We start from the raw sequence: 20,456 nt of genomic DNA, 5'->3' as shown, positions 1-20,456 counted from the left end.
ACATGAGTAAAGAAAAAATCGCCCAGCTTCGCAAACACGTTTCGCCTTTTGAGAAGGCAGACGTCAAATCAAGTGTCCGGCAAATGATCAATACGATCCTGCCGTTTCTCGTCGCCTGGTTCCTGGCCTATCAAGCCTTACAGATTTCCGTTTGGCTCGCTGTTCCGCTTGCGATCGTCGCAGCCGGTTTCGTCGTCCGGATGTTCATCATCTTCCACGACTGTACACACGGGTCATTCTTCAAAAACAAAAAGGCCAATGCAGTCGTAGGAACGATTACTGGCATTCTGACTTTATTCCCGTATGAGAAGTGGAAACGGGAGCACTCGATTCACCACGCATCCAGTGGGAACTTGGACAAACGCGGTGTCGGTGACATTTGGGTCATGACAATTGAAGAATATGTCGAAGCTTCAAAATGGACGCGTTTGAAATATCGTCTTTACCGTAATCCGTTCGTCATGTTTGGTCTTGGACCACTCCTGTTGATTTTAGTCGTCAGCCGCTTTAACCGGAAAGATGCCCGGAAAAAAGAACGTATCAATACGCATGTCATCAATGCGTCACTAATCGTCTTATACGGCATCATGATTTACTTCATCGGATGGCAAGCGTTCCTGATCATTCAAGGAACAACGATGTTCACGGCAGGCGTACTCGGAATCTGGTTATTCTACGTCCAGCATACGTTCGAAGACTCGTATTTCGAGGATGAGAGCGAATGGGATTACGTCAAGGCAGCTATCGAAGGCAGCTCATACTATGAATTGCCGAAAGTCTTGCAGTGGGTAACAGGGAACATCGGTTTCCACCACGTTCACCACTTAAGTCCGCGTGTACCGAACTACAACTTAGAAAAAGCGCATACGGCGACACCACCGCTTCAAAAGGCAACGACAATCGGCTTGTTCTCAAGTCTGAAGTCGCTGCGTTACAAGCTGTATGACGCTAAAAATAAAACGTTCGTGACGTTCGGGGAAATCAAGCACCTCTTGCGTGAACCGAAAACGTCTGTCTCATAAACGATAGGGTCTTACTTCTTTTTAAAAGGAGTAAGGCTTTTTTTGTTGCGAACTCCGACTTTTGCCGTATGTCTCGCCCGGGAATCCATGGTACGATGGCAAGTATTGAAAAGGAGGGATGTTCGGATGCGTCGCCCATCAATCGGCTACATCATGGCAGGAGTTATTTTGCTTTTATTATTTGGATTCAGTTCGATGAGTTATCAGCAACAATCCTTGATTCCGTTTCTGACGAATCATATCCCACTCGGATGGGTCTACGCCTTTTCGTTCGTCTCGTTTCATTATGAGGTGCCGATTAGTGTCGCAGCCCTGGGACCCGCAGCATTCCTTGAATTTTTCATCCGTAAAGGGATGCATGCCGGCCTGTTCTTCATCCTCGGGACAAGCCTCGTCCATGTCTTGCGTCTGCGCGGCTATCGTCCGGTTCCAGCTGCTTTCTTTGCCGCGACGACAGCGATGACCGTCGGAGTGTTCGATGAGTTCCATCAGCAATTGACCGGCGGACGGACCCCGCTCGTCGGAGACGTCCTCATTGATGGCAGTGGGGCTGTATTTGGAATTGTTCTGTATACGGCCATTCGCCTGTTTATCAAAGCCGACCGAATCGTTAAGACTGAGTACTTGCAGTCGAGTTAAAGACAAAAATACCCGGTCGTCTCAATCTTGCTGAGGCGACCGGGTATTTGGACGATTAGAAGCGTTGGACCCATTCGATTTTATATTGCGTCCGACCGAATTGTTTACGAAGCATCGTATCTGCTTTTTTCCGCGCTGCCGTGTGGTCACCGGCTTTAATGATCAGGCGATCTGTGTCCACGATTTCATCCTGTTCGATAACTTGATATTGAATCGTATATTCCTTATTAAAAAGTCCTAATAATCCCAAGAAAATCACTCCCATATTCTTCATTCTAGTAGTTAGTATATGGTATTTAAGAGGGAATAGCAATTTAAATAAATGACTATTGTCGCACCTGTAACTAAAAATTATATGGTTCTAAAGAACCATTCGTCTAATGTTTCAAATGTTACGAGTGATGTTGGTATAACTAGATAAATGGTGTTTGAAAGTGGCTTTTAATCAACTTATTTATAACTTTCATGAGTCTTTAGACGTACTTAGGGTAAATATATTTTTATCCTTAAAATATATTTAAATATAATGATTCGGATGATTAACAAGAATTGCCTTGGAACTCTTATGGAATTATCGGTATGATAAGAGAAGTGAGAAAAAGAGGTGAACCAATGCATGAGGAAGTGAAACAAATCAGACAGAGAAAACAGTCCGCGACTGTACGAGAGCGACTTTATTTTTGGTTACTCTTGCTGAGTACACTCGTAACGGGTTGTGGCTTAATCATCGGGATTCTGACGCTTGAAACAATAGGGATCATAATCGTTGGAACGGCCCTTGTTTTACTCGGTATGTTCTGGGTTCGTCAGTGGATTCGTGTCATGACCATCCGGACGGACGGGATGGTGCTGAGTGAACAGCAGCAGCCGCTTGTTTATGAACAACTTCGGCAGGATACGGAACGACTGGGATTCTGGAAGGTGCCGGAAATCATCGTAACAAACCATAAGACAATCAAACGTCCACGGACGATCGGCTTGTTTCAAAAGTATCTGCTTGTCTTACCGACCGGTTATCCGGTCGATGAGGCGACGCGTTTCGAACTGTTGCGCGAGCTCGTCCATTTAAAACAGAACCACGAAGAGAAACGGATGCTACTGTTGCTCGGGAGTTGGGTGCCGTTCCTGAGAAGTGCTTATCTCCGGGCATGCGAAGAGACGGCTGACCGGCTGGCACTGGCTTGTCTTGCAGAAGAGGAACGTGTCCCGGCGCTTGTCCGGTCCGTTGTCGGTCCTGTCTCCTGGCAGACGTTGAACCTTGATGCCTATATCGGTCAAAAACGCCAACCGATGCCGTTTGCCGCAGCGCTCAGTGAATTGTTCCGAAATCAGTCGTCCATTTCCCGGCGGTTGACGTTTGCCGGACTCGACGCTCCGCGAAAACAGTCGACCCGTATTGCGAGTGCCGCCGTCGTCAGTCTGAGCTGTCTGGCCCTGGCCGGTCTGGTCTTCGCCGTGACCAAGCTTGAGTTGCCCACTTGGTGGACGAATGGTGCCTCTTCCGTTGCCCAACAGACGGCGAAAGAAGATCTTGGAGAATCGAAACTGATGGCGGCGATTCAAAAGGGGACGCTCGCAGAAATCGAAACGTTGATTCCGAAGAGTGATATGCAGGCAGTCGATGCCGACGGCGATACGGCCCTGCATTATCTCGGGTACCGCAAGTCGAGTGAGGGGCTGGAAACAGTCTTTAAAGCCTTGCTTGCTGCCGGCAGTGATGTCGACGCCGTCAATGAGTTCGGCGAACGGCCGTTCATCACAGCGGTCTACAGCAACAACAAGGAATTGGTTGAACTGTACTTAGAACGGGGTGAGAAGATCAATCAACAGGACGACGAGAAATACACACCACTCCACCACGCGGTTGAAGGCGAAGGAAAAGAGACCGTCCAACTATTGCTTGAGCGGGGCGCCGATCCGGCAATCAAAAATGCCGATGGTTATACCCCATTGATGATGGCACAGGAGTATGAGCTTGATGACATCATCATCTTGCTGAAACAAAATCAGACCCAGACGTTATGAATATAACAACAGGATGGGATATGATCCGCCTCCTGAAGACGCAAAAAGACCGGCTGTTAAGCCCGGTCTTTTTTTGCGGAATTATTTTGTTTCTGCTTTTGTATCAACGATCCGGCCTTCGATTTTGTAATCGACTTGACCGAGTGTTTTCGTAAAGTCGCGGAGGTTTTCCCAGTCCGAGAGACCAAGATCCGTCACACGGCCGGCTTTATAAGCCACTTCGAACGGTGTGAGTCCGTCGCCACCTTTTGCTGTGAAGGCATTAGTTGCGATGACATACGTTTTCGCAAGGTCAATGGCTTCAAACGTATCGCCGTTTTTGACTTCTACTTTCGTGACACGGTCGCCTTTTGCGAGTTTGCTGCTGTATTCGAACTTCATGCCTGAGACGTGGAGGAAACCGCCGTTTTCGATTGGAGCGACGCCAACGCTGATTTCAAGCAAGTCTTTGATTTCCTGACCTGTCAATTTCGCTGTTGCGAGTGTGTTACCGAATGGAAGTGTCGTTAAGACTTCACCGACCGTGAGTGGACCGGCATTGATGGCAGCACGGATTCCACCACCGTTTTGCATCGCGATGACAGTCTCTGAATTGTACTCTTTAGCTTTTTTAAGCATCCCGTCTGTGATCAGGTTTCCTAGTGCCGTTTCGCTGTTCCGGACACTGACTTCGCCACGCGGGTTCACGAGTTCGTTGACGATGTTCGCGCCGACTTCTTCGTTTTTAAGTTCTGTGATTTGATCAGCGTACGGTTTAAGGATAGACGCGGCAGTAGCATCTTCTGCTGCTTTCGAGACGTCGATCAATGATCCTTTATACTCTGTCAATTTCCCTTTGTAGTCGAACGTCAGGTTAAGATTTCCGAGGAAATCACCGTACTGGTAAGCTTGAGCGATGATAGTCGGCTCTGCTTTACCCGGTACGACCGTATCATCGACGACGACCGGTGTTTCGAGTTTCGTATGCGAGTGACCACCGACGATGACATCGATGCCGTCCACGTTACGAGCGAGCAACTGATCGTTGTCGACGGCCGGATTGTCATCGAAACCGATGTGCGTCAAGGCGACGATTTTGTTGACGCCACGGTCTTCGAGTTTTTTGACGGCTGCTTTCGCGCTGTCGATGTAGTTCGCGAAGGCGACAGTTCCCGGACTCGAGATATCGGCCGTTTCTTCTGTCGTCAGACCGAAGAAACCGATTTTTTGTCCTTTGTATTCTTTAATGATGCCTTGATAGATTTTACCTTTTTCAGGACCGGCTGTGATCGTTTTAGATTGCAGACCACTAAGTAATTCGTTTTTGCTGAAATCGACGTTCGCTGTGATGAACGGGAATTTCGCTTTCGTGACGAATTCTTGTAACGCGAGATGGTTGTCCGCATCCCCGAGATCGAACTCATGGTTACCGAACGTCATCATGTCGTATTTCATATAGTTCATCAGTTCGAGATCGGCTTGTCCTTTGAACTTATTGAAGTAAAGGGAACCGGAGAAGACATCGCCTGCGTCAAGTAACAGTGATGGTGTGCCGTCTGCTTTATAGGCAGTGCGGAGTTCTTTAATGACGGTTGCCCGTTTCGGTGCTTTATCAAGGTTTGCGTGCGTATCGTTCGTGTGCATCAAACCGATTGAGAAATCATCTTTATTGATATCGAGGACGTTGATTTTTGCTTTGAGTGTGATTGTTTTTCCGAGACGTGTGTAACTCGCGACGGCATATTTCACGCCGGCTTCGCTCGTATCGACTTTCGACCAGCGAACCGGCTTGTCGTAGACACGGCCTGTCGCATAGAGGACAGCCAACGTTTTCGGAAGTTCCGGTTTTTCACCGACATAGATCGTCTGTTCCTTGACACTTTCAACGAACTTGACGGCATAGTTTTGAATGAGGATTTTCACTTCGATCGGTGATTTCTTCTTGCCATACGTTCCTTTGACCGTCTGATAGCGGTTGAAGATGTGACGATCATAATTTGTCCACGTGATTTTCTCGCCCTTGTATGTAGCAGGTAACTTGACCGGGGCACCTTTTGTGAAGACGAGTGACTTGAGTTTGACCGTTTTGACCTTGACATGCGTTGCTGCCGATACAGTAGTCTGTGCAACGGGCACGATTGCCGATGTCGTCAGGGCGACAGCGACGGCTGCCGCGTAAAGCGGTTTTGATTTATACATGCGTAAAAATCCTCCTTCAAAGTGGGTGTATGAATACAAGGTCGAAATGCGATCGTTGACCTCTTCTTCTACTATAAGTCGTTCTTGACAGGTGGTGCGATAAAACTTTTGTAAAATTCGTAAATTCTTAGGTCGGACGACATGACAACCAGCGGGAGACGTCCGTTTCAGCACGTTTTTCTGGTTAATTTGACCTAAACATGTAAAATGATAACGCTTTCATTATAATCTGTCCGAATGAAAAAAGAAACGGAAATATACATCAAATCGTCAAACATTCCCATTAATTGATAATCTACTGGTGGAGTTCAGTGCATGAGTTCGGTATGATGAAGAAATGAGGAAACCGCGGGAGGAGAGCAACAAGACGATGAAAGAGACGATTCAAGGCACCATGGTTTTGGTCATCTTATGTGTGATGAGCATTTTACTGATTTGGGGATTGTCGTCCCCGCCCACCACGATTGAATTTCCACTTCTATCCCATTCCAAACCAGTCAGTAGCGATGTCTTTCATACCGCTGCCGACTGGTTTTTTTATCGGGGAGAAAGCTACAGTTTGGTGTCGGTTTGCCCAATACATTGACATGAATTTTAACGATGGCTAGAATTGATTAAGTGTATGGCACCCGGTGCCTGCTTTTTTAATAGGAAAAGAGTGCTTGAAAAGGAAGGGAGGAATGAATCAACGTGCAGGCGTCTGCCTGTCCGCAGTCGGTCGTTCGTTTGAAGAATCGCGAACGGAGCCCGTCTTTTTATTTTGAATTGGATGCAACCGAACTAAAATACATGTACCTTTACAGATCGGAAGGAAATTAATTATGTGGAAAGAAATGAAAAGCATCATCCGCGAACAAGTGGAGAATTTTCCGCTGATTCGCCGTCTCGCCCGTTATGAGATTAAATCGGCGCACGCGGAGCAACGACTTGGACTTTTGTGGGAGCTGCTCAATCCTGGTTTACAGATCTTTATTTATTGGTTCGTCTTTGGTGTCGGTCTGAAAGGGAATAAAAACGTCGACGGTGACACGCCGTTTATCGTCTGGCTCCTCTGCGGGATCGTCGTCTGGTTCTTCATCAATGATGCCTTGTTGCGCGGATCGAACTCGATCAACAGCCGACTGGCGATGGTGACGAAAATGCGTTTCCCGATGAGTGCGATTCCGTCGTATGTCATCCTATCCCGGATGTACCAGCATTTCGCGATGCTCCTGATCGTCTTCATCGTCATCATCCTGAACGGTATTCCGATCACATGGAAGTTACTCCAACTCCCGTATTATATGGCGGCGACTTACATCTTCGTCTACGCGTTCTCCCTGTGTTTCTCGACATTGATTACGCTCGTCAAAGACATTCAATTATTCCTGCAGTCGATGATGCGGATGCTCTTTTACCTGACACCGATTCTGTGGAACATCGAACGGTTCCCGGATGTCTTACATGGTGTACTTCGCCTGAATCCGGTCTTTTACCTTGTGGAAGGATACCGCGCGAGCCTGCTCGGCGGAGCCTGGGTTTGGCAGGAGTGGCCGACGGGACTTTATTTCTGGAGCGTGACACTGCTCTTGTTCACAGCCGGAACGTTTTTACACATCAAGTTCCGTAAATCATTCACCGAGCTCGTTTAAGGAAGGAAATCGCCATGTCTATGATAAAACTCGACCATGTCACGAAACGGTTCGATATGGTCACGACGACAAAAGAAAAATTTAAGTTACTGTTTAAGAATCAAAGTAAAAACGTTAAGACGTTTACGGCGCTCCGCGATGTCTCACTTGATATCGGGTCCGGTGAAGTCGTCGGTCTCGTCGGAATCAACGGTTCCGGGAAATCGACGCTGTCGAATCTGATTTCCGGTATCATCTATGCCAACGAAGGCGACGTCGAGATCAACGGGGAAGTAGCGATCATCGCCGTTTCCCAAGGGTTGAAAAACGTTTTGACCGGCCGTGAGAACATCCACCTGAAATGTTTGATGCTCGGGATGGACGATGCAGAAATCGAACGCCGGATGCCGGGGATCATTGATTTCGCGGACATCGGGGATTTCATCGATCAACCGATTAAAAAATATTCAAGCGGGATGAAATCGCGCCTCGGATTTGCGATCGCCGTCAATGTCGATGCCGACATCCTGATCGTCGATGAAGCTTTGTCAGTCGGTGACCAGACGTTTTATAACCGGTGTATCGACAAGATGAACGAGTTCAAGAACGAAGGCAAGACGATCATCTTCGTCAGTCACTCGTTGAACCAGATTCGGAGTTTTTGTGAGCGGGTCATCTGGCTCGAATACGGACAGGTTAAACTCGACGGGACGACGAAGGAAGTCGTACCGGAATACAAGAAGTTCCTGACCGAATACAAGAAGCTGACGAAAGAAGAACAGCACCAGTACCGGCGGGATCGTCTGAAGGAACAGGGGGCCCAGGCAAAACCGGGCAAGAAAAACATGGATGCCGAAGATACCGTCAAACATCCGGGATGGATCTTGTCAGGGATCAGCTTACTGGTGCTTGCAGCCGGCAGTCTGATGGTCATCGATGAGACACCGTCATTCGCGACGTTTACAGAAGCCTTAACCAAATTATTCTGATGGCAGGCCAGGGACATGTGTCTCTGGTCTTTTTTTGAGTAAAACAGGGAACAAGAGATTGGAAAGCGAATGCTTACGAGTAACGGATCAAGTGCTGAGGAGGAATGTACGTGTCGAAAGTCAGAAAAGCCATCATCCCGGCAGCCGGTCTAGGGACCCGGTTTTTACCGGCGACTAAAGCGATGCCAAAAGAAATGTTACCGATTTTAACGAAACCGACCATTCAGTATATCGTCGAAGAGGCGGTGGCATCAGGGATCGAACAAATCATCATCGTCTCCGGACGGAACAAGCGGGCGATCGAAGATCATTTCGACCACGCACCGGAACTCGAGAACAGCCTGCGTCAAAAAGGGAAACTCGACTTGCTGAAAGAGGTCGATGCCTCGACGACGATGGCGGAGATTCATTATATCCGTCAAAAAGAACCGAAAGGACTGGGACATGCGATCTGGAGCGCCCGGCATTTCATCGGCGATGAACCGTTTGCCGTCTTGCTCGGGGATGATATTATCGTCTCGGAAGAACCGGGTCTAAAACAACTGATTGATCAATACGAACAACTGGACGCCTCAGTCGTCGGTGTCCGGCACGTCCCGACGGAAGATACACATCGGTACGGCATCATCGATCCATTGAATCAGACAGGACGCCTATATCAGGTCCGTCAGTTCGTCGAAAAACCGGTCCAGGGAACGGCACCGTCGAATATGGCGATCATCGGACGGTACATCCTGACTCCGGCGATTTTTGAATACTTGGCGACTCAAGGAGCGGGATCGGGCGGAGAGATTCAGCTGACGGATGCAATTGAACGGCTGAATGGACAAGAAGAGGTCTACGGATATGAGGTGGAAGGGAAGCGGTTCGATGTCGGGGAGAAGATGGGGTACGTCGAGACGACGTTAGCCTTTGCGCTCGAAGACGCAGAGATTCAGGCAGACGTCCGGCAGTTACTCAAACGGTATGTCGAGAGCTGGAAGGATTAAAAAAACAGGGGTGACGGATGAGAGTTCCGTTACCCCTGTCGAAAGAGAGTAGTTGTCAGCTTGATGTGTCACGTTTGCTTCATGTTCATATACGTTTTCATTTGTGGTGCATGATAAGAGCGGAAGCGTTCGAGCAACCGTTCCGGATCCGATTCGACGAGCAGCATAGACGCGTGTTCCGGAATCAGGAAACCTTGTGTCTCCATTTGTTGAAATAACGCAACGAGCGGATCGTAATAGCCGTCAATGTTTAAGATGCCGCACGGCTTTTCGTGAAGACCAAGTTGTGCCCAGGTAAAGACTTCAAAAAACTCTTCCATCGTTCCCGGACCACCGGGAAGGATGATGAATCCGTCGGCCAGTTCTGCCATTTTCGCTTTCCGGTCATGCATCGATTCGACGAGATGAAGTTCTGTCAGATTCGGATGGGCAATCTCCTTTTCCTGCAAGAAGTGGGGCAGGACACCGACTGCCTGTCCGTTGGCTGCGAGGACAGCGTCCGCAACGGCGCCCATCGTCCCGACACGTGAACCGCCGTATACAAGTCCGATTTGATGCGCTGCGAGTGTCATCCCGAGTGTTGTTGCGGCTTGACGGAAAATGGGTGTTGCTCCATCTTTAGAACCACAAAATACTGCTAAATTTTTCATCCATAGGTCCCCCTTGTTAAAAATCATCTTCTGTCAACATATCATATCAGGATGTTTCGAATAAGAGGGATTTTGTAAGTTTTTGACGAAGAAAAACAAATCAAGAAACGTCGAAGTGGAGGAGGAAGTAATGAGACCTAAAATCATCGTTTGGCTTGTCTTATTGATTGCGGCAATCAATCTTGCAATCGGTCTGTGGATCCCGGAATCACCTGCCCGAACGACGGTTAGCAGCATTTTGCTCGGACTGATCGTCTTACTTGGAGTGGGGTATTTCATTGCACTGCGCCGTTCGTCAAAATAAATTAAACCCGTTTCGTTTGCGTGCAGCAGACGGAACGGGTTTTTGTATACGAAAGAATCATAAAGATGAGAGTGAGTGAATATTCTAAAAAATCTATTTTCATACACTTTATCGACACAAAGGTGGATAAAATGTAAATAATATGCACGTTTCGGGACCTATGACCTAAGACGAAAGGTATGGTAAGTGTAAATAATGTGCAAAATGTATCGAATATTCGTATTCGAATATCCGAGGGGGGTCTAAGGTTATATGATGTTGTTACAGAGCTAGACAAAAAAATTAGGAGGTTATTCATTATGAACTTGAAAAAGAAAGTACTTTTATCTATCGGTAGCGTAGGGATCACACTTTCAGCATTTGGAATCATTCATTCAGGAAGTGTATTAATCAAAACTGACATAGCTGGAAACAACCTTCCGACAGAATTCTCAGTGAAGCGTGATGTAGCCGGAAACAACCTTCCGACAGAATTCTCAGTGAAGCGTGATGTAGCCGGAAACAACCTTCCGACAGAATTCTCAGTGAAGCGTGATGTAGCCGGAAACAACCTTCCGACAGAATTCTCAGTGAAACGTGATGTAGCCGGAAACAACCTTCCGACAGAATTCTCAGTGAAACGTGATGTAGCCGGAAACAACCTTCCGACAGAATTCTCAGTGAAGCGTGATGTAGCCGGAAACAACCTTCCGACAGAATTCTCAGTGAAGCGTGATGTAGCCGGAAACAACTTGCCAACAGAATTCTCAGTGAAACGTGACGTAGCTGGAAACAACTTGCCAACAGAATTTTCATTTAAATACACAGTGTAAATTCTAAATGATGGTGTTAGTTTGAATATAGTGAATTTTATTAGTAACAATAATTTCTTTATATTCTTTCATTCCTAACAAATCAAAAAGTAGATACGCTTTTGTATAAGCTTCTTTTATATCTGAAAGATCTGCATAGCTGAATTCTAAAGCAGAAGCTTTTTGAAATAATAATTGACCAAGCAAGGACATATCCTTGAATTTTAAACTGTCTCGAATTCCTTCTTCGATGTAAATCAAAGCTTCTGAGATTTGGTCCATATCGAGTAAGATTTTAGAAAAATTGTATAAAATTCTGATTCTATCAATCATCAATTCGTCGTTATCAAAATTTAATTTAAGTAATTCTTGATAAACAGATATTCCACGCTTAAAACTTTTATTCTCATAATACATCGTTGCAATCGCTGATTTTAATCGAATCAACATTTTAGGAGAATAATAAGTTGTGGAATAGAGGTCAGACAGTTTTTGAAGCTCGACGATACACGTTCGAAAATCGATTTTTTTCAATCGGTATGATGATAGGTGGAAATAGTACTGATAGAGTAGTGAAGCTTCTTCTGTGAATTGAGAAGTTTCTAAAAAATATCTGGTTTCATTATAGATTTCTTTATATTTCAAGTTTCTGAACTTCATTAGTAATGAATCATCTATTGTACGTAAAGAATCATATTGTTCTGTACGATCTAAAAAAACAGTAATCGGTACCTGTAATCGTCGTGATAAAGCAAAAAGCAAATCAACGGTCGGAGAATGTGTCCCACTTTCAATTTTACTGATTTCCGCCTGGCTGCAAATTCCGTTCGCCAAATCCTTCTGCGTCAGATTATGTTTCTTGCGAAGGCGGCGAAGGGCCAGACCAATCTGCGGTGACGTGAATTGATCCATCGGGTTCTGTCCTTTCTGTCCAGTGGATTTGAGAAAACGATACCCTTTTCCATTATAAGAGGGAACAGGATCGGATACCAAACTTTTAGTTCAAAAAGTCGTCAACGTGTTGTCTGCCATTTTAAACGAATGAAAGGGGTAACTCCTATGAATCTCACCTTTAAAGAATCGCGCCGGACGATGACATCTTACGGCTGGTGCTTAAATGTTGCTACTGTCTCGGTCGCACCCTTGGCAAGTCGGGAAATGGACCGGATCAAACCGACGGCGAAACGAGAATTAAAAACTTCATGATGACGTCTCTTGCTGACGTGGCTTCATTCCGTCACAGGTTTGAAGCTTTTTTTAATACAGACTGCTGAAAGGAGCATGGATATGATCGGACTAACGGTTCTTTCTGAAAGCGAAGGCTGGTTACACCAACTCGACCCGACCGATGCGCTCACGACTTTTTGTGAGCAGCACCGGTTCTCAATGGATCGTTATGATTACGATCAGCATACGTTTTTGGATTTACTCGACTATATGGACTTTCAAGAATTCGAACATTATTTGTTTGTCCTGCGAGGAACGGGGGAGCGGACCTTGCGACTTGTCGCGTATTTACAACAGCGGATGTTACATGTTCAGTTTCATCTGATTAATGAGCGGGGCTATGTCTTGTTCGGTGATCCATATTTCTTGAACGGAACCATCCCGTTAGACGGGATGGCAGTGCATACGCAACCGATTGAATTACAAGATGCGTTGATGTCTTTATTCACCGGTGTCTATCCGGATACGGCTTCTCGTGAGCCACAACCGTTACGTCATGTCTATGTCGAAACAACAGAGTTACTCGACTCGATTGTACCCACCCTGTTTGATCAGATGACGATTAACAGTTTGTTGTACATTGATCAGTCGACTCGTCATGATTTGCCGGTCATTGAATTGATGAGCCGGACGCCGGTCTTGTTAGCCTTTTCCGATACGTTATCCTTTAATGTCAGAGAACGATTGGCGACGTTTGACCGCCAGGAGTTGGATGCTGCTATCAAACAGTGGCATGAGACAAGTGTCGTCTCTAATCCGGAACAGCGGATCGGGATTCTTGATTATGCGACGCTCACCGGTATGCCGTCCTCCCATCGTTTGTTCATTCACAGTGACGGGATCTACGCGGATTATGGAAAACGGCTATTGCTTAGTGCGGCGTTCGACTTAAATATTTGTCAGTTACGTCAAAATCAGTTGGCGAGATGGGAAGCGCTCGCTCCGATTACTCAGCTCGCCTTATATCCGGTTCTGTTTCAACTCGCTTCAGCGTTTCAAGGGACCAGTCAGTTCGTGACGCCTTACAGCGCATTTGAACTGCCGCGGACCGACGGAAAGATTGGTCCGCTGACGATGATCGGGATTCAGAATAACGAGGGATGTTTTGCCTTCGAACTGGTGACGAATCAGTTGTTTGAGACGGATGAGACATTCCTCGCCATTCTCGAAGCCGATCAAAAGGAACGGTTTGATGTTTTGCCAGAGCGGCTTGGTACAGACTATGAATCGGCGATTCAGACGTATAAGGAGTTGATCTATCATGGATGACAGACCGTTATTCGGTCCATTTGCGCGAAAAGGGAGTTATTCACGTGTTCAAGTTCTCGATCATCTGTTTGCAGACGACCGATTCACGGCACTTTATCAAGAAACGTCCATCTTGCCTGAAGTTGATGAGTTGATGTTATATCGCCGGTATCTGCAGAAAGACGACCGTGTCTTGCTGCACGGGAACTTTTCCCCGCATCTCTTCAATCTGCTATGTGCAGAAGGATATGATTTGCATCTCGTTGAACCGGAACTGAATCGGATTACGGGTATCTCTGAAAAATACCTGAATCGGGTCTATGGTCTCAGTAATGAGTTGATTGATGTGATGGGGAGTGGAGTATTCGATAAAATCGTTTTACCGGGCACAACAATTGCACGATATTCACGGGGAGAACTGTTATTATTTTTCCGGAATATCCGACACTTGTTGACTATGAATGGACGATTACTCGTCAATATCCATAATGCGGATTATCTCAAACGACATGTCCAACCGATTGCTTCACGCCGGGTTCAAGACTGTACGCTGTTTTACGGTCAAAAGGTCGATCGCGACCGCTTGATTTTTAATACGTATCTGAAATCGGCTTCTGATGAGAAGGTTGGTTATGTATTGGAACATCTGTACGAAACAGATACGTTGTTTGAATTTGCTAAACTGTCCCGGTATCGGGGACGGACATTGTACGCCGGGAAAAGCATCAGTATTTTAGAGTTTGATAAAATCGGTTGATTTTACAATCCATCTTATACTATCAAAAGGGGCAGATTTTTTTATGATCTGTCCCTTTTTGGTATGATAAAAAAACCGCGTGCTTTAAATCGTTGTTACGAAGAAAAAAATAAAAGAAGTCAGCCTTTTTGAAGATAATTAGTTCCTTAAATTGGATAAAAAATATTTTAAATACTAGTTTAACTAGGTCTAAAGGTGGGGTAATAAACAAAAGCAGCCCTTATTAATCAGTTTCATGATGCCATCAGACAATCGGAGGATAGGTAAATGTTATGGATGAGAAGGTAGCAAAACTGAAAGCCAGTTGTTTATCGTTTATCGAAACATTATTTCCGGAAGAGCGTTTTGAGTTTGTGGATTATGTTATTCTTCCCGATGCCTTTGGTAAGAGCGGAACACATTTGACATTCAAATCCGCTGCACGGGAACTCAAACTCAGTTTTGTCGATCAAGCACATAGTCGCTTCGAACGTGTTTTCTTAGCTGAAAAGACGCCGAAGTCTCCATTTTTCAACCGGATGATGGAAGCGACATATGAAGACGGTCAACTTTACATTCACCATGTCTTAAAATCTGATTGAAACGGCAAGTAAAAACACGATGAGATGTGTACAGGAAACATCCTGTCCGCTTCTCATCGTGTTTTTAAGTCAAATCTTAATCGATTGCAAACCTTGTTGGAGTGCTTGATTAATGGTTGTCGCCATATGATCACGGACCTCTTGTGTCAGCAGACGACCATTGAAGTAGACTTCCGGTGAGAGCGTCAAGTGGACGAGAACATCTTCCAGGACGAGCTTGAAATCGAGCGGTTGCGTCGGTTCGAGGGATTGAGCCATAAATTCTTGTAATGAAGGATGTTGGACATATTGGGGATCAATCAAATCAATCACAGTCGTATTCAAAGCAAGAGCAAGCCGTTCTAATGTTTGCGTATTTGGCATCCGTTGACCACGCTCGTAAGCGGAAATCGAAGTGACCGTTTCTCCGCATCGCTCAGCCAAGTGTTTTTGGGTGAACTGATGTTGTTTACGCAATTTCATGATTTTTTTTCCGAGAGCACGTTCCACGGGCCTCACCTCCTATTCTTGCCGATAAGCTTACTAGTACTAAATAACCACTTTCATTATAGCGCAAACCTTTGAAATGTAAAAAAAAGTTTTTAATAAAAAATAATTACATGATTATGTATTTAATGGGTTTAAAATTCACGGTATCATGTGTTATTTGAAAATATTGGGAAGTTCTCTAAAAGAGAACATGCTATTCTAATAGTTAGCGAGAAAAGGAGGGCATATATGTTTAAAAAAATTCCATGGTCCGGTTATGTGACCCTGTTGATTGTAACCATCTTGTTTATCTCGAGTTCGATGCCATATGAAGAGCAGTCGTTAAAGCCTGGGTTGTCGAGGTACTTTGATTTAGGTTTCGTCGAAAAGCTTCGGTTCATTTCGTTTGACTACCATGGGAAAGTCAGCGTGGAAGCGCTTGGTGCTTCTGGATTTGTTGAGTTTTTCATTCGAAAGGCAGCCCATCTGTCCATCTTCATCGTTCTCGGCATCGCCTTGGTGGATTTAACGTATCGAATGATCCGTCCGTATGCGTTGGCCGATTTGTTTGCGTATACAGTCGCAATTACAATTGCCGTCTTTGATGAGTTTCATCAAATATTGACGGGCGGACGGACCGGATTGATTCAGGATGTCTTACTGGACGGCACGGGTGCTTTGATCGGGATTCTATTGTATCGATTATTTTGGAAGAAAAGACCAAGTGAACAATGGATGCGCCCGTGAGTCTTCTGTCCTAGTTTTTTTAGAGAAAAAGCAGGGTTTTGATGATGGAAGTCGAAAAAAAGATTAATCTCATTAACTAAAAGGAGTGAAATCGGATGCAGCATCCTCATCTATTGATTACGAGCGCCGGTCGCCGGGCAAAGCTCGTCGAGTATTTTGTCAAAGAGTTCAAGACGGGACGTGTCAGTACGGCAGACTGTAGTCCATTGGCATCCGCCTTATATATGACGGAAGACCATTACATCGTTCCGAAGATAGATGAGGTCGATTACATCGATCATTTACTGAAGCTTTGTCAAGAGGCGGGAGTGACGGCCATCCTGACACTGATTGATCCGGAACTCAGTTTGCTGGCTCGATCAGCTGAACGATTTCAAGCCGTGGGGGTGACAGTCGTCGTTTCACCGTATGCCGCCTGCCAACTTTGTTTCGATAAATATACGATGTATGAGTACTGTCTGCGTCAAGGTATCGCCCATGCGCGGACGTATCCCTCGATGGAATCGTTTCAAGAAGCTTTTTCCATAGGAGAAGTGAGCCTGCCTGTGTTTGTCAAACCACGTAGCGGGAGTGCCAGTACGGAAGTCCGCCAGGTGGAAACCTTCGAAGAGGTCGAACAGTTATTCACGAAGAATCGCGATCTGATCGTTCAAGAGTTGTTAGTCGGTCAAGAGCTCGGCGTCGATGCGTATGTCGATTTGATTTCTGGAAAAGTGACCTCTATCTTCATCAAGGAGAAATTAACGATGCGGGCAGGGGAGACGGATAAAAGTCGTACCGTCGTCCGGGAAGACGTTTTTGAATTAATTGAACACGTCCTGGAAGAATCAGGCTTGACGGGTCCGCTCGATTTTGATTTGTTTGATGTCGCAGGTACATTGTATCTTTCGGAAATTAATCCGCGTTTTGGTGGGGGCTATCCCCACGCCTACGAGTGTGGCATTAATTTTCCGGCGCAACTTTACCGGAATCTCATGCAACAAGTCAACGTCCCTCAAATCGGACAGTACATGAGTGATGTCTACATGCTAAAGCATGACACGGTCACCTTGGTTTCTGCTGCTGAACTGCAACAAATCAAGCGATGAATGCAAAAAATGCCGATTGGGTTTCGTGTAGAAATCCGGTCGGCATTTTTATTACAGATGACATTCGTCAAGAAATCGAAACACGGGATCGTTTGAGGCACTGTACAGCAGACGTCCAGCTCCCGAATAAGGCGTTGATCGTCGACGTACTCGGGACGGATCGTCCTTCCGCCCATTTCCGGTAGTGGATGATGCTGAGCGATGGGAGCTCGCGTTGTGCCTGTCTCAACGCATCAAGGACATCTTCTTCGACCCACTTCCGCCGTGGGGGAGCGATGTCGAGACAAGTGAGGGCATCAACCCATGAACCGTATTTTCGGGCAATCGTCGCGACCGTCGGATGTCCGTTTTCCTGCGCCCAAATCGAGTAGGTCTGGGTCGTCAGGCGCGGAAGAACGTCCGATGCTTCGAGGAGCGCGTTGATAATGCGTTCTTCTGTCATACAGATTGAACGTGTCATCTCGATGTGTGCTTCCTCAAGGGCCCGTGACCATGACCCGAAACGAAGGTTAATCAACGTCAAGGAAGGACCGTGTTTGGCTTTGGCCCATTCGCGGTAACTGTTGCTATGAAACGGATGCAAACGTTCTGAAGCTTCTTTGATGAAAGCGAGGATCTCCTGATCGGAATAGTATGGCCGAATGGATGATAACCCAGCAGCATGCAACGCTTCACGCCATGATCCGAACACGTTGATAATCGTCGTGATCGACGGGATTTCTTTTCCGGTCGACCAGCGGGCATACGTCTTGGCGTCCAAGGCAGGATAAGCAATACTCGCCTCGATTAAGCTGTCGATTACTTGTTGTTCTGTCCATTTCTTCATGATGTCATACCCCTTTCGTGTAGGTGTTCGTCTAGGTGTGGGTACTTTCTTGTGAGGTCGTGCGACGGCGTGTCGCATAAATCAGAAAACTGAGCCAAATGAAATAAAATCCACTGGGCCGGATCAAGACACTTTCTGTGAACTGAAGCAAAAGCAACCAGATACTGAGTAACAACAAACTGATCGCTAACGAATCGTCGTAGCGGTAATCCTGAATGAACCGGACGAGTATCAACAGAAATGACGCGGAATACAGCAACAGTCCGAAAAATCCGAGTTCATACAGATAGACAATAGGCGTGCTGTGGAACGTATACAGTGTACTCGGTCCGAGCTGTTGTTCAAGCCCGATCACAGCAGAGCCGAGTCCGTGTCCGAACCAAAACCGGTCGAGTGAAGCGGTCAGACCGGCTTGCCATAACTCACTCCTTCCGTTGAGGCTGATCAACTTGGCGAATAACGAGTGGTTGAGGGACAGTGAGCCGATGAGAATCGCGGCACCAATCAGATAAAGCCCCGTCACCTGATAACGCAACCGATGGGCCGGAATCAATAAGATCGTCGTCAACAGCGCAAGCAGACAAAATGAATAGAGACCAGTCTGCGAAGCACTAAGGATCAGACCAATGAAAATCACAATCAGGATCATCCCGAACAGAACGAATGACCGGAGATTTCGGCGAGCAATCGACTGCAGGACAGACATCCAGGCCATGAGACCGCCAGGAACGAGCCATGCTGCCAACGTATTCGGATTGTTGGTCAGACTGGCTGACCGGAGAAAACTGCCTTGCTCACCGACATAAAGTTGGGATAAGGAAACGGGACCAAGTTGCAACGACTGAATGTTCTCGATCGGAACGTATTGTTTTCCGAATGAGACGATGAGTGCATAAACAGCGAGAAAGAAGGCCTGATAGAGAAGGATGAGGTTCAACAGCTGAAACCAACGGATGAAAGGTTGAAGCGTCAGTGATAGAACGATGATGACGAAAAGCCATGTCGTAAACAGATGGAGTAGGGCAAGCGAAGAATCGACAGCTGGACGAAAAAAGAAAATGATAGCGTGAAACGTGAGATAAAGTAAAAACGAAGTGACAAGTCGTTGGGTCAAGGCGCGTGGCGGAAAATACAAGGGACGGGTAACAAGATAAAGGCCAGTAAACAGAATCAGATAGATAAGAGCGATCCAGATGTTCCAATGACTCGGCAGGACTTCGTCCGTGAAGGAGAGAGGACGTGTCCATAAATCGATCAGGACCCAAAGAGCCAGGAGGAATAAGCCAATCGATTCAGGTATATTGTCTGATTTTAACATCATTACTAGTATCTATCCACCCTTCATATAGGACTTATTACCGAATTTTCAGTATTTTAATCATCAAATTGGTATTTACCCTTCATTTACTAAAATTCATGCAGTTTTCACGGATGATTTTGAAAAAATGGCGATCATTTTTTTGTGAATCGTCTTTTTTTTGTGAATCAATCTTTTTCGATGAACTAACGATACCGAAGCATGATGACTCCTCAAAAAAATATAATCATTTCCACCAAGCTCTAATTGTTTTGGCAGTCGTTTGGAAATAAGGTGTAACCATAACCAGTGTCCATCCAACATGTCAGGTAGCGAGAAAGAGGTGAACCATGTGAATTCCATCCATCAAAAAAAGACATTCGGTGACCATGTGATGACATTAAAGAAAGGGTGGTGGGTACTCTGCTTACTGACTCTTCTCTTAGCGGGTGCCGGATATGCAGTCAGCACCTATGTCATTCCACCGACGTATGAAGCGACTGCCTATATCCTTGTCGTCCCGCAACAGGATGCGGAAGCGACATCGACGACGACGCTTGTCAGTACCTACCAAGATATTTTAAGAAGCCCTGAAGTCATTGATCAGGTCGCTCAAAAGATGGACGTCACGGATAAACGGATCTTTGATTTGACGGATCGTCTGACCGTTGCCAGTAACCTGGACTCCCAAGTCATCGCCTTATCGGTCACGGATCGATCGGCAGAACAAGCCGCAATCCAGGCGAATACGATGACGGAAGTCTTCCAGGATTATGTGCCGCAACTGATCAAAACAAGCAGCACGGAAGTCTTCTCGACAGCCCGGATTCCAACGAAACCGGTCTCGCCGAACATTCTGATGAATACCGCAATCGGCGGGATTCTCGGACTCCTCTTCGGATTATTGATCGTCTATTCCCGGGCGCTCGGAAAAAAGTCAGTCGTTGAAGAAACAAAAGAGACGTCTTACCCGCAAGCTGTCAGTCATCCCAGCCGTTCTTGATTGAAGAAAGGAGGAGC

General features: G+C 46.2%; 23 protein-coding genes. 16 read left to right on the top strand and 7 right to left on the bottom strand.

All coding sequences use genetic code 11. The annotated features are described in order from the left end of the window. The first annotated feature begins 2 nt into the window (after positions 1–2). Together HNY42_RS14740 and HNY42_RS14735 are read left to right on the top strand one after the other, a co-directional pair. Positions 3–1,022 carry a Delta(5) desaturase DesA gene (locus tag HNY42_RS14740; RefSeq protein ID WP_188004747.1) on the top strand — a complete coding sequence of 340 codons (1,020 nt, stop codon included), beginning with the start codon at positions 3–5 and terminating at the stop codon, positions 1,020–1,022. Positions 1,023–1,148: 126 nt separating this feature from the next. Beyond that, the gene (locus HNY42_RS14735) at positions 1,149–1,661 is read left to right on the top strand and encodes a VanZ family protein (protein ID WP_188004746.1); all 513 of its coding nucleotides are present in this window, start codon (positions 1,149–1,151) and stop codon (positions 1,659–1,661) included. Positions 1,662–1,716: 55 nt separating this feature from the next. Here HNY42_RS14735 and HNY42_RS14730 read toward each other — a convergent pair whose 3' ends face one another. Next, a complete protein-coding gene (locus HNY42_RS14730; RefSeq protein WP_131502347.1) occupies positions 1,717–1,911 on the bottom strand; it encodes a hypothetical protein in 195 nt (64 codons plus the stop codon). 362 nt (positions 1,912–2,273) lie between these two features. On the opposite strand from HNY42_RS14730, the gene HNY42_RS14725 reads away from it, so the two are divergent. After that, positions 2,274–3,686: an ankyrin repeat domain-containing protein gene (locus tag HNY42_RS14725; protein ID WP_188004745.1), complete on the top strand. Its 1,413-nt coding sequence runs from the start codon at positions 2,274–2,276 to the stop codon at positions 3,684–3,686. A gap of 81 nt (positions 3,687–3,767) precedes the next feature. Here HNY42_RS14725 and HNY42_RS14720 read toward each other — a convergent pair whose 3' ends face one another. Further along, positions 3,768–5,864, bottom strand: coding sequence for a 5'-nucleotidase C-terminal domain-containing protein (locus HNY42_RS14720; protein ID WP_188004744.1), 2,097 nt, complete (start codon positions 5,862–5,864; stop codon positions 3,768–3,770). 370 nt (positions 5,865–6,234) lie between these two features. Between HNY42_RS14720 and HNY42_RS14715 the strand changes: the two genes are divergently transcribed. The 4 genes from HNY42_RS14715 (at position 6,235) to galU (ending at position 9,452) form a co-directional block, all read left to right on the top strand. Then, positions 6,235–6,450, top strand: a complete 216-nt coding sequence (locus HNY42_RS14715; protein ID WP_131502344.1) for a hypothetical protein — start codon at positions 6,235–6,237, stop codon at positions 6,448–6,450. Between the two features lie 235 nt (positions 6,451–6,685). Continuing rightward, entirely contained in the window at positions 6,686–7,495 is an 810-nt protein-coding gene (locus HNY42_RS14710; RefSeq protein WP_026827415.1) for an ABC transporter permease, read from the top strand. Between the two features lie 14 nt (positions 7,496–7,509). Further along, positions 7,510–8,463 carry an ABC transporter ATP-binding protein gene (locus tag HNY42_RS14705; protein ID WP_131972192.1) on the top strand — a complete coding sequence of 318 codons (954 nt, stop codon included), beginning with the start codon at positions 7,510–7,512 and terminating at the stop codon, positions 8,461–8,463. Positions 8,464–8,573: 110 nt separating this feature from the next. Next, positions 8,574–9,452, top strand: coding sequence for a UTP--glucose-1-phosphate uridylyltransferase GalU (galU, locus tag HNY42_RS14700; protein WP_188004743.1), 879 nt, complete (start codon positions 8,574–8,576; stop codon positions 9,450–9,452). A 68-nt stretch (positions 9,453–9,520) separates the two neighbouring features. Here the strand turns inward: galU and HNY42_RS14695 are convergent, their stop codons facing one another. Next, on the bottom strand, positions 9,521–10,102 hold the full coding sequence (locus tag HNY42_RS14695; RefSeq protein WP_188004742.1) for an LOG family protein: 582 nt from the start codon (positions 10,100–10,102) through the stop codon (positions 9,521–9,523). Positions 10,103–10,232: 130 nt separating this feature from the next. Between HNY42_RS14695 and HNY42_RS14690 the strand changes: the two genes are divergently transcribed. Further along, positions 10,233–10,406, top strand: a complete 174-nt coding sequence (locus HNY42_RS14690; RefSeq protein ID WP_012371451.1) for a hypothetical protein — start codon at positions 10,233–10,235, stop codon at positions 10,404–10,406. A gap of 299 nt (positions 10,407–10,705) precedes the next feature. Continuing rightward, a complete protein-coding gene (locus HNY42_RS14685; protein ID WP_188004741.1) occupies positions 10,706–11,218 on the top strand; it encodes a hypothetical protein in 513 nt (170 codons plus the stop codon). Between the two features lie 3 nt (positions 11,219–11,221). Here HNY42_RS14685 and HNY42_RS14680 read toward each other — a convergent pair whose 3' ends face one another. After that, positions 11,222–12,109, bottom strand: a complete 888-nt coding sequence (locus HNY42_RS14680; protein WP_131972200.1) for a helix-turn-helix domain-containing protein — start codon at positions 12,107–12,109, stop codon at positions 11,222–11,224. 147 nt (positions 12,110–12,256) lie between these two features. On the opposite strand from HNY42_RS14680, the gene HNY42_RS14675 reads away from it, so the two are divergent. The 4 genes from HNY42_RS14675 to HNY42_RS14660 all read left to right on the top strand — a co-directional run bounded on the left by HNY42_RS14675 (position 12,257) and on the right by HNY42_RS14660 (position 15,010). Further along, positions 12,257–12,403 (top strand): hypothetical protein, encoded by a 147-nt coding sequence (locus HNY42_RS14675; protein WP_165871603.1) that lies wholly within the window; start codon positions 12,257–12,259, stop codon positions 12,401–12,403. A gap of 81 nt (positions 12,404–12,484) precedes the next feature. Next, positions 12,485–13,693, top strand: a complete 1,209-nt coding sequence (locus tag HNY42_RS14670; RefSeq protein ID WP_188004740.1) for a hypothetical protein — start codon at positions 12,485–12,487, stop codon at positions 13,691–13,693. After that, the gene (locus HNY42_RS14665; RefSeq protein ID WP_188004739.1) at positions 13,686–14,429 is read left to right on the top strand and encodes a hypothetical protein; all 744 of its coding nucleotides are present in this window, start codon (positions 13,686–13,688) and stop codon (positions 14,427–14,429) included. Before HNY42_RS14670 ends, HNY42_RS14665 begins: the two co-directional genes overlap by 8 nt. A 272-nt stretch (positions 14,430–14,701) precedes the next feature. Next, entirely contained in the window at positions 14,702–15,010 is a 309-nt protein-coding gene (locus tag HNY42_RS14660; RefSeq protein WP_131972206.1) for a hypothetical protein, read from the top strand. 69 nt (positions 15,011–15,079) lie between these two features. Here the strand turns inward: HNY42_RS14660 and HNY42_RS14655 are convergent, their stop codons facing one another. Further along, the gene (locus tag HNY42_RS14655; protein WP_131502334.1) at positions 15,080–15,499 is read right to left on the bottom strand and encodes a helix-turn-helix domain-containing protein; all 420 of its coding nucleotides are present in this window, start codon (positions 15,497–15,499) and stop codon (positions 15,080–15,082) included. Positions 15,500–15,727: 228 nt separating this feature from the next. Between HNY42_RS14655 and HNY42_RS14650 the strand changes: the two genes are divergently transcribed. Continuing rightward, on the top strand, positions 15,728–16,225 hold the full coding sequence (locus HNY42_RS14650) for a VanZ family protein (protein ID WP_188004738.1): 498 nt from the start codon (positions 15,728–15,730) through the stop codon (positions 16,223–16,225). A 95-nt stretch (positions 16,226–16,320) separates the two neighbouring features. Continuing rightward, on the top strand, positions 16,321–17,313 hold the full coding sequence (locus HNY42_RS14645) for an ATP-grasp domain-containing protein (protein WP_188004737.1): 993 nt from the start codon (positions 16,321–16,323) through the stop codon (positions 17,311–17,313). Between the two features lie 67 nt (positions 17,314–17,380). On the opposite strand, the gene HNY42_RS14640 is transcribed toward HNY42_RS14645, so the two are convergent. After that, a complete protein-coding gene (locus HNY42_RS14640; protein ID WP_131502331.1) occupies positions 17,381–18,139 on the bottom strand; it encodes a hypothetical protein in 759 nt (252 codons plus the stop codon). 31 nt (positions 18,140–18,170) lie between these two features. Continuing rightward, complete coding sequence (locus tag HNY42_RS14635) at positions 18,171–19,460, bottom strand: O-antigen ligase family protein (protein ID WP_188004736.1); 1,290 nt, start codon at positions 19,458–19,460, stop codon at positions 18,171–18,173. 328 nt (positions 19,461–19,788) lie between these two features. Between HNY42_RS14635 and HNY42_RS14630 the strand changes: the two genes are divergently transcribed. Next, positions 19,789–20,439: a YveK family protein gene (locus HNY42_RS14630; RefSeq protein ID WP_131502329.1), complete on the top strand. Its 651-nt coding sequence runs from the start codon at positions 19,789–19,791 to the stop codon at positions 20,437–20,439. Positions 20,440–20,456 lie beyond the last annotated feature (17 nt).

The sequence above is a fragment of the Exiguobacterium sp. Helios genome (assembly GCF_014524545.1).
GTDB lineage: Bacteria > Bacillota > Bacilli > Exiguobacteriales > Exiguobacteriaceae > Exiguobacterium_A.
The sequence above is the reverse complement of the archived record's forward strand: the minus strand, read 5'-3'. Positions and strand labels throughout refer to the sequence as shown.

What these genes read in the sequence shown, in the direction of transcription:
- HNY42_RS14740 (WP_188004747.1), top strand. Translation starts at nt 3, where the DNA reads ATGAGTAAAGAAAAAATCGCCCAGCTTCGCAAACACGTTTCGCCTTTT.
- HNY42_RS14735 (WP_188004746.1), top strand. Translation starts at nt 1,149, where the DNA reads ATGCGTCGCCCATCAATCGGCTACATCATGGCAGGAGTTATTTTGCTT.
- HNY42_RS14725 (WP_188004745.1), top strand. Translation starts at nt 2,274, where the DNA reads ATGCATGAGGAAGTGAAACAAATCAGACAGAGAAAACAGTCCGCGACT.
- HNY42_RS14720 (WP_188004744.1), bottom strand. Translation starts at nt 5,864, where the DNA reads ATGTATAAATCAAAACCGCTTTACGCGGCAGCCGTCGCTGTCGCCCTG.
- HNY42_RS14715 (WP_131502344.1), top strand. Translation starts at nt 6,235, where the DNA reads ATGAAAGAGACGATTCAAGGCACCATGGTTTTGGTCATCTTATGTGTG.
- HNY42_RS14710 (WP_026827415.1), top strand. Translation starts at nt 6,686, where the DNA reads ATGTGGAAAGAAATGAAAAGCATCATCCGCGAACAAGTGGAGAATTTT.
- HNY42_RS14705 (WP_131972192.1), top strand. Translation starts at nt 7,510, where the DNA reads ATGTCTATGATAAAACTCGACCATGTCACGAAACGGTTCGATATGGTC.
- HNY42_RS14695 (WP_188004742.1), bottom strand. Translation starts at nt 10,102, where the DNA reads ATGAAAAATTTAGCAGTATTTTGTGGTTCTAAAGATGGAGCAACACCC.
- HNY42_RS14690 (WP_012371451.1), top strand. Translation starts at nt 10,233, where the DNA reads ATGAGACCTAAAATCATCGTTTGGCTTGTCTTATTGATTGCGGCAATC.
- HNY42_RS14685 (WP_188004741.1), top strand. Translation starts at nt 10,706, where the DNA reads ATGAACTTGAAAAAGAAAGTACTTTTATCTATCGGTAGCGTAGGGATC.
- HNY42_RS14680 (WP_131972200.1), bottom strand. Translation starts at nt 12,109, where the DNA reads ATGGATCAATTCACGTCACCGCAGATTGGTCTGGCCCTTCGCCGCCTT.
- HNY42_RS14675 (WP_165871603.1), top strand. Translation starts at nt 12,257, where the DNA reads ATGAATCTCACCTTTAAAGAATCGCGCCGGACGATGACATCTTACGGC.
- HNY42_RS14670 (WP_188004740.1), top strand. Translation starts at nt 12,485, where the DNA reads ATGATCGGACTAACGGTTCTTTCTGAAAGCGAAGGCTGGTTACACCAA.
- HNY42_RS14665 (WP_188004739.1), top strand. Translation starts at nt 13,686, where the DNA reads ATGGATGACAGACCGTTATTCGGTCCATTTGCGCGAAAAGGGAGTTAT.
- HNY42_RS14660 (WP_131972206.1), top strand. Translation starts at nt 14,702, where the DNA reads ATGGATGAGAAGGTAGCAAAACTGAAAGCCAGTTGTTTATCGTTTATC.
- HNY42_RS14650 (WP_188004738.1), top strand. Translation starts at nt 15,728, where the DNA reads ATGTTTAAAAAAATTCCATGGTCCGGTTATGTGACCCTGTTGATTGTA.
- HNY42_RS14645 (WP_188004737.1), top strand. Translation starts at nt 16,321, where the DNA reads ATGCAGCATCCTCATCTATTGATTACGAGCGCCGGTCGCCGGGCAAAG.
- HNY42_RS14640 (WP_131502331.1), bottom strand. Translation starts at nt 18,139, where the DNA reads ATGAAGAAATGGACAGAACAACAAGTAATCGACAGCTTAATCGAGGCG.
- HNY42_RS14635 (WP_188004736.1), bottom strand. Translation starts at nt 19,460, where the DNA reads ATGATGTTAAAATCAGACAATATACCTGAATCGATTGGCTTATTCCTC.